We start from the raw sequence: 8,616 nt of genomic DNA on the forward strand, positions 1-8,616 counted from the left end.
GAATTCGAATACATCCGCCACGGCACCCTCACCCTCATTGCGACCTTCTGCGTGGTCACCGGGCAGGTCTTCTACCACCTCGGTGAGACCCGCACGAGCGAGGACTTCGCCGCTTATCTCGCCGCACTGCTCGCCCAGCGTCCAGCTCAGACCCCGTGGCATCTGGTCATGGACAACCTCAACATCCATTGCTCCGAGGCGGTTGTGCGCCTCATCGCCGAGGCCATCGGTTTCGAGGGCGACCTCGGTGTGAAGGAGCGTTACGGCATCCTCAAGTCCATGGCCACACGCACCGCGTTCCTCAGCGATCCGAGTCATCGCATCGTCTTTCACTTCACTCCCAAGCACGCCTCGTGGCTCAATCAGATCGAAATGTGGTTCTCGATCCTGGCGCGCAAAGTCCTACGCCGTGGCAACTTCACCTCCATCGACGATCTTCACAAACGCATTAGCGATTTCATCGACTTCTTCAATCGCACGTTGGCCAAGCCCTTCCGCTGGACCTATGAGGGAAAGCCGCTCGCGGCATGAATGATTAAACAGTCTCGGGATTTCCACTCTGTTGCACTAGCGTCTCCATGACAGGTGAAATATCTATATAGACTAACGCCATCTTTTTTTCATTAATAAAATGGCACATACCCCGATCAGCCCGGCATTCAGCTCACTTCATTTTTTTTATTCATCAAATTAAGTCAACCAGCCTGCGCAAGCAGTTGAGAGCCCCAGCTTACGAACTCGCTAATCGATCTATCTTTAGCACACAGGAATCGGGACATGTGATTTCAACGCTGAATACGAATCGCGGATAGTAATATCGTTAAAGACATGGATCTGAATGCGTACTTCATTTCACACATTCACGCATTACCATCTACGCTTGCCTCATTTACAGAGCTAACGCGTGATTAAATAATTAAAATTCGCACCGTTGTCCATACACCCACTTCACACCTCACTCGATATGAAAGCGCTGCATTCATAATACCCATCGCAAAAAGCACGGTCAAAGCGAGACCCATCGCCCCAAACAGCCATCCAGCAAGAACCATGACAGCAGCCGACAGCGCAAGCGTAAGTAGTCTTAATTGAAACAAGTAAGCTTCTTGATCACATTGAGTAGCGAACAGAGCATTAGCCCCGAATAAGACGTTGACAGCTTGTGCGAACAGCAAGATGATCAGCAAGGAGACCACAGTGCGATCCGGTTCAACGTTGAACAAAGGAAGCCAACACACTGAGAAAGTCGCAATTAATACAAGCAATGACAAAGAGACTGGAACCGCGAGCGCCAGCCCTCTATTTGCGAGTTCCTGCAGTGCTGAAATGTCGCGTCGCTGGAACTCCCGTGCCACTTGTTGATTTATGGTCCAGTTAGCAATTACTTGTGGCATCGAAACGAAATTAGAAGTCCTACGTAATAAGGCATAAATTCCGAGCATCCCTTCGTCTAGAAGCACTCGCGCAAGCATGATGTCCAACTGAGACAGAGCTGCGCCGCTCAACGCTCCGCCCCAGAAGTGACTAATGCGGAAGACTTCACCAACGCCGGCATCACACCAATATGGCCCCCTATCCACTAGATAGGTTTTACACGAAATAATGGAGAGGATGACAGCAACCAAGACGGCGAAGCAGTAGATTAAGATTAGCCACTCTGCACTCTGCCCACCGAGCGCAATAAATACAATTAACACCAGAAAGAAACCAAGGTGAGGAAATACATCATTGAGCAGCATGCTGAATATCGCAGACTTCGCCACTCGCACAACGGCAATCAAATTATGAAGAACGCTAAGTAAGAAACCTGTGAGCGCTGCCAGCAGCAATTCTCTCCCGATCTCGGCATTACCCCAAACAAGTAGAGCCGTCGCAAGCACTAAACTCGCGAGTGCAAGCACAAGCGTCCGGAGCAAGCAGCGAATGACAAGTGCCGCGCTACCCCAACCACCTGCAGCAACGTCTCTCGCCGGTAGCACGCGCAGCAAGAGAAGAGGGCTCCCGGCTTCGAAGAAAACCGTCATGACCTGAGCCCCGCCAAACATGAACGCGAAACGGCCAAACTCGTCGATTCCGATCAGCGCCGCCACCACAAATAGCGCAAACGATTGCAATAAGATTGCGCTCAGCCTAGTCGCATAAAGGAGTATCGTGCTCCTTTTCTGAGTGTCCAGCAAACCCCGCAACAAACTATTTAGGGCCATGAAGGCGAATGCGCCGACCGACTAATGCAGCTACTTCGTCTTCGACATGCGGCAACCTTTTTCGCAATTCCAACTTAGTTGCTTCGCTCAACCTAATCGGCGGGACATTCGCCTTGGGAAGTATAATTTCACGAAATCGCGCTCTGAGCTTGGATGAAATCAGTCGACGCAGAAAGTGTCTGTAGAGAGACATATCAAGCATTCGAGAGACCCCTTTGCTCGTGTATCTAAGATCGATGCTCCGATTCCTCACAACACCCCGATCAAGTTCGACGCCCTTCATGCTAACACCGAGAAAACGACTTACTTCAGTCACCGCTCTAAAGCGATCACCAATATAGTCATGATAGCTGATACAAAGCAAAGCATCCTTACCAAACGTCTCGACCCAAGGCAGTAGCTGCATCGCATAATCGCTAAGGGATATATAGAGAGGATTACTCAGCACGAAACTGTCCGCTTCGTCAGCCATAAGTCTCTTCATCGCAATATCATGACGGAGCTGACTACATATTCTTTCAATCGGGTCGCGCATAATCATTATTAGCTTAAGATGCCCTTCGCATAGGGCATAAGCACTTTTGTCAACGCCAGGATATAGCGGCAACTTCGTATAATTTGTCGAACCGTCCCCACATAGCTGCCCAGGTACCGCATCGCGATAAATAAGCCTGTATTCGCGTCGCATACCTGCCAAATTGTTGTATCGGGTTAGCACGCTCGGCTCCTTTTCCGAAGGCAAATAGAGCCCAGGTATCCGAGATAAGTCATCGTATAAGCTCGTTGTACCAGATTTTGCAGAGCCAATGATAAGAAAATCTGGTCGATCCGGACCCGCGCCACTCTTCATCTGCATAAAACTCGCACAAACACTTTCATGCCTCAATGCTCTTTTTGATTCAAGACCGAGTCGCTGAATTGATGATCGTAGTGGGCAGGGAGTGGCAGGAGCACCTAAAGGCCATAGCTTTACCCAGAGTCTAGCCCTTTTAAGGTTCCGCAGCGTGTTCGAAATATTGTCCTGATTGTCAGTAGTCTAGGCTGTCTATGGGGTACGATTGACGTTGGCGCAGCTCACGCCGACTCCGCAAGCTACTGATCTTGAATATTGTATTTCTGCATCTTAAAAGGTGCTGCCTAGAAGTCTAACGTGGATATCCCAAATCAATCATTTACCGCACCGGTTTCCGGACCCGCGAACAGAGCGAACATTGACGCCCATGAGTTGGATCAAAGGCATGCTGCCCCGAACACGAATCACTTAATAAAGATAGGTAAAAGCAAGGGCTTTGGCAGGCGTGAGCCAACGGAGGAATAACCAAGACAACCAACGCTCCTGTCAAACTGGGCTGTACTGCAAATCGCCCGACGCAGCTCAGGCATTCGCTCCTACAGTGTGTCGAGCCACTCGGAGCTTAGCTCCTGAGTTCTCGGAGCGACGTCGCCTGCAAACCACGCCGCGAGCACCCTTGAGGCGGATACTCGTAACATCATCGATCAGTTTGTAAGCTGCTGCACATGTGCCTAATCGATGCCTACTGCGCGTTTGCTGGTGCGCTTCCAACCGCGCCAGATCAAATTGCTCGCAAGCGTCGCTTGGGACCATCTCCGGAGCTTGTCTCGAAACATTAGCGATCATATTTTGCTTCACCTTCGCCAATCGCTTCAAGCGACTTTTCCACCTCGACACGACTCTCACCCGCTTGCTCGTGGACGCTGTCAACATCGAACCTCGCCCTGACAGCTGGCTCCGTCTAGCTGAGAAATCCTGCTAATCAGGTAAGCTATTGAATAAAATACTTACCACACTCCCCTTCCAGACTTTGGCAGATGCTATCAAACGATGGACACAGGGCAATCGCATCAAAGATCTATAATATTATTATATTTTAAGGTCTTTTGAACTCGACTTTGGCCATTTTCCCCGGCTGGCAATCTCTTTTTTATCAAGAGTTTACGATGCGTGAAAAAATTAACGAGGGGTCCAGTTTCGGCGTTCGGGCCTTCCGACCCCCTCTAATTTTCAGCCCTCACGATACTTCAAGCAGTTAGCTTTCTGGGAGACTGCCAAAATGGCCAAAGTCGAGTTGAAATCAGTTCCTTAAATCCATTGCGCTCGTCGAATCGCCAGCAATTCTCAATTTAAAGCCATGCTAGGATAATGGTCTCTACCATCCGAGGAGAAAGCCACCATCGTCCTGCCTCCTGCTCCTGCTCCTGCCCCAGCTCCTGTCGCTTCCCCCTTCACCCCCAGCGGCTTGGTGGAGCGCATCCGCCGTGCCTTCAGCGCCTTTCCGGACGGACGCAAGGGGGGAAACAACCAGAAATATGTCATCGAAGATGCGGGGCTGAGTGCGTTTTCGGTCTTTTTCACCCAAAGTCCATCGTTTCGGGACTATCAGCGGCGCATGCAGACGCAGCGCGGGCGTAGTCGCACCCAATCGCTCTTTGGCGTGCATCAAATCCCGAGCGATAACCAGATCCGTAACTTATTGGACATGGTCCCGGCGGAGACGGTGTATCCCTTGCTCGCCGACATTGGCGAACAACTCTATCGGTATGGGCATCTCACCCCCTTTCGGGTTCTCGACGGACAGTTGCTGATCGCGCTTGATGGCACCGATTGTTTTGCCTCGGAGAAGGTCTCCTGTCCCTGCTGCACCCAACAAGAACGCCGCGATGGGAGCATCCTCTACCGCCACATCGCCCTCACGCCCGTGATCGTCGCCCCCGGTCAGTCGCGTGTGGTGCCCCTGGCACCGGAATTTGTCCAACCCCAAGACGGGACCGAGAAGCAGGATTGCGAACTCAATGCCGCCAAGCGCTGGCTCGCCGCTTGGGGTGATCGCTACGCCGCCTGGGGCGTGACGCTGTTGGGCGATGATCTTTATTGTCATCAGCCGTTGTGTGAGGACGCCTTGGCACGGGGCTTTCATGTGCTGTTCGTCTGCAAGCCCGATTCCCATGGGGTGCTCTACGAATGGGTGAGCGACTTTGAGCGCACCGGCGATCTGCAGACTCTGGAGCGCACCACCTGGAATGGTCGCCAACGGCTCACCGAACGCTATCGCTTCATCAACCAGGTGCCCCTGCGCAACCATGACGACGCCTTACTGCTGAACTGGTGCGAACTCACCGTCACCGACACCAAAGGCAAAGAGGTGTTTCGCAATGCCTGGGCGACCTCCCACTACCTGCACGCCGACACGGTCGTGGCGATCGCCACCGCCGGGCGCACTCGCTCGAAAATTGAGAATGAAAATAATAATGTGCTGAAAAATCAGGGGTATCACTTCGAGCATAACTTTGGCCACGGCAAACAGCACTTAGCCAACTTGCTTGCCACGTTGATTGTGCTGGCGTATCTGGTGCACACCACGCTTGACTGGATTGATGTCTGCTATCGCACCGTGCGTGGGTTGTTGCCCTCCCGTCGCACCTTCTTTGAGCATCTGCGGGCTTTGCTGCAATATCTCTCGTTCGAGAGTTGGGATCATTTGCTGGAATTTATGCTGGATGAACTGGAAGGCAAAATCCCTGACACTGGGTAGGGGCTTAAATTGAGAACTGCTGGTCGAATCGCCCTCTTTTCACGCGCTGACGCCCAGACTGTTTCGGAAAAGTAGCGCGATGACGGTAGGAATCGACAACAACCTATCGGGGGCGCGAGTGTTCGGTAACAGGTCAGGAAGAAATTTTCCGCGATGGATACGGTAACCTGCTGATATTCATGTTTTTAATGAGGTGCTAATATTGGCGTATCTTGATGCGATTGCCCTGACGATGGACAAGACCACATTTTCGCTTCGATGTTCAGAGATACGCTGATAGCAGCTTCGGAGCAACCGAATCCCATGAGTACTCCGACTCGATGAGTCGCGCACCTCTATCACCCGTCTTTGAGTTTGAATCAGCGGCAGCCAACAAGGCTTGGCCAATCTCAACAGGGTCTAATTCGACGACATAACCAGCTTTCATCTCTGCTACACGCGGGAAATTGCAGTGCTTGCTGATCACCACAGGAACACCCATAGCCATAGCCTCAATGACAGCCATACTAAATCCTTCTTGCCTACTCGGCAAGCAAAAAGCCTGTGCGCCATTCAATAGACGAAACTTCTCATCACCATATATTGGACCAATCGAGATAATACGATTATGAAGAGCTAGACATCGCACCTGCGCGGATATTTTCTGCCCCTGCCCTTCGTCGGGACCCGCAATAACCAGATTGCATTCACCACCCAGTCTTACATACTCAGCAAATCCATCGATTAAATAATCTAAACCCTTTTTATAGTGAAGCCGACTCATGAACAAAATATATCTCCCATACCTCGCACTGTATTCAGAGCCAGGCATGGAGCGCAATCGGAGAATTGTTTCGCGGAAGATTCCATTTTGTGCAATTTGTATTCTGACCCCAAGCCGCAGACGCGAAAGGTTCTCGGCCTCAATCTCGGTAAGCGCATGAAGAAAGTGCGCGTGCGTCAGAATATCAGCCCATGCTAGAGCAAAGCTCAAGCGCTTCCTAACCGGCTTCTGCGCCAGACTCCAGGGGTCGAGCATACCTCGAGGAGAAACGACATAAGGAAGACCCGAATCACGCGCTGCCCGGCATACCTGGGCAAGCATCGGCGTCCAAACCCCGTGGATATGCACCACGTCGTAGCACCCCAGAAGGCTATTGATCACCTGCCTAGCACGTATCCCCGTCAGCCGCTCAAGCGGGTCCACTGCGATAGAGTGAAGGTGAACCCTATCCCAATTGGGAAGAGTCAGGCGATTCAAAGCGCTCTCAGACAAGTCGTAAGCCAGCAGCCCCACGCTTGCGCAGAGTTCAGCCTGCGCGGACGCTAAACTCGGACAGCTTACAGAAGGCCCGCCCAGGCCTGGATGGAGACTTGGGATAACATGAAGCACTCGCAGATCCGACGTCTTGGTTACAAACATATCCTCACCTGTCGTCAGGCGTATGCAACTACCTGACGTTTCTGCAACCGAAGCGACAACATATTGGCACCAACAGCCGCACACGAAAACGGCCAAATAGGCCAAAAAGTATCCCGACAGCACACCACTGCTGGTTGATCAGTTTGCTATCTGAGCGAAGCCGAGCATACAGCAGAAAAGTACCGCAATTTTGTTGATGGGAGCGCCTGAAAGCGTGATCGTATTCTCAAATTGAAGCAGCTGACCAAGACAATGAGATCGTTTCGCGGACTGCGTCTCTTTTGGCTCGATCTAGTCAGATTAAAGTCGAGCAACGTAAGCAACTGCTGGATCTCAGCGAAGAATTCGCCTCTACAGCAACGTCCTGGGAGCGTCTTCCTGGGAAATAAGGCACACAAACTGCTGAAAGTCACACAGTAGCCCATAAACTCGACTTTGGCCATTTTCCCCGGCTGGCAATCTCTTTTTTATCAGGAGTTTACGATGCGTGAAAAAATTAACGAGGGGTCCAGTTTCGGCGTTCGGGCCTTCCGACCCCCTCTAATTTTCAGCCCTCACGATACTTCAAGCAGTTAGCTTTCTGGGAGACTGCCAAAATGGCCAAAGTCGAGATAAATCTTTTTGATTTATTCAATTTCCTGCGCAGCCTAAGAAATTAACACTTTAAGTGTGCCAACTCATCTCCAACCTAGGCCAGCGCTTTCGCATCGAACTATTTTATTCTCATCCTCGTGGAGCAGCCGACATGTTTCTCAGCAAAAGCCAACCTATCCTCATTGTCGCAGTAATCGCTTTTTCTTCGATTATATATGCCAATGAGCCCGACGAAAAAGAAGTGGCGCGACCGGTCTGTGACGTTTCCTTTCTGACGCAAAACACCCCAAGTCAACTTGAATTTAGCAGGCTTGGTATATCCACAAGCGCTGTATCCGTCGGCTCGGGCTGGTTCAGCGCGCCCAAAGGGATAACGACCGATGAGTTCATCAGCACGACCAATGATGAAATACGCGAAATGCTCGCTCGGTACATAAAAAACCCCGCCAATCGTATCACTCCAGATATGCAGGTCTTAATCGATATTGAGATCCCTGTGGACCCCAGGAAGTTTTCTAGCTTCCTTAGCGACAACGGCGAAGAGCGTTTCAAAGAGCTTATAACCGCATTCAAGCGAAGACTCGACATCGCGCGCGAGTTGTTACCTAACGCCAACCTCGGACTTTATGGCGTTCCAGTTCCGAGTGGATCTAACACCACCCTGGAAAGCCTAGAGACGCAAATGAACGGAATTCATGCCGCAGCAGCATTAGGTCTGTTTGATTCTCTCGACGCCCTCTATCCGACGCTCTATTTCCGATTTGGCCCCGATGACCCTAAGTTCGAGGAAAAGACCGCCGGCTACACACAGGCTGGCATCGAGGCAGCGCTGAGCGTGCGGCGTTCTGATAACACACCCCTCTCG

General features: G+C 51.4%; 5 protein-coding genes and 1 pseudogene. 3 read left to right on the top strand and 3 right to left on the bottom strand.

Annotated elements, in window-relative coordinates; all coding sequences use genetic code 11:
* Positions 1-531, top strand: a 531-nt coding sequence (locus tag G3480_RS23785; RefSeq protein ID WP_164656721.1) for a transposase, incomplete at its 5' end; no start/stop codon positions are given.
* A gap of 377 nt (positions 532-908) precedes the next feature.
* On the opposite strand, the gene G3480_RS23790 is transcribed toward G3480_RS23785, so the two are convergent.
* Both G3480_RS23790 and G3480_RS23795 read right to left on the bottom strand, forming a co-directional pair.
* Complete coding sequence (locus G3480_RS23790; protein ID WP_164656722.1) at positions 909-2,114, bottom strand: lipopolysaccharide biosynthesis protein; 1,206 nt, start codon at positions 2,112-2,114, stop codon at positions 909-911.
* 76 nt (positions 2,115-2,190) lie between these two features.
* Complete coding sequence (locus G3480_RS23795) at positions 2,191-3,060, bottom strand: sulfotransferase domain-containing protein (RefSeq protein WP_338114214.1); 870 nt, start codon at positions 3,058-3,060, stop codon at positions 2,191-2,193.
* A 1,402-nt stretch (positions 3,061-4,462) separates the two neighbouring features.
* Between G3480_RS23795 and G3480_RS23800 the strand changes: the two are divergent.
* A pseudogene (locus G3480_RS23800) lies at positions 4,463-5,674 on the top strand (ISNCY family transposase); the annotation flags it as partial.
* Positions 5,675-6,017: 343 nt separating this feature from the next.
* Here the strand turns inward: G3480_RS23800 and G3480_RS23805 are convergent.
* Positions 6,018-7,157, bottom strand: coding sequence for a glycosyltransferase (locus G3480_RS23805; RefSeq protein ID WP_164656725.1), 1,140 nt, complete (start codon positions 7,155-7,157; stop codon positions 6,018-6,020).
* Positions 7,158-7,902: 745 nt separating this feature from the next.
* On the opposite strand from G3480_RS23805, the gene G3480_RS23810 reads away from it, so the two are divergent.
* The coding region (locus tag G3480_RS23810) for a hypothetical protein (RefSeq protein WP_164656726.1) at positions 7,903-8,616 on the top strand (714 nt) is incomplete at its 3' end.

It is taken from the genome of Thiorhodococcus mannitoliphagus (assembly GCF_010915725.1).
GTDB classification, from domain to species: Bacteria; Pseudomonadota; Gammaproteobacteria; order Chromatiales; family Chromatiaceae; genus Thiorhodococcus; species Thiorhodococcus mannitoliphagus.

Coding starts and splice junctions, on each gene's coding strand:
- G3480_RS23795 (WP_338114214.1), bottom strand. CDS start 3,060: ATGCAGATGAAGAGTGGCGCGGGTCCGGATCGACCAGATTTTCTTATC.
- G3480_RS23805 (WP_164656725.1), bottom strand. CDS start 7,157: ATGTTTGTAACCAAGACGTCGGATCTGCGAGTGCTTCATGTTATCCCA.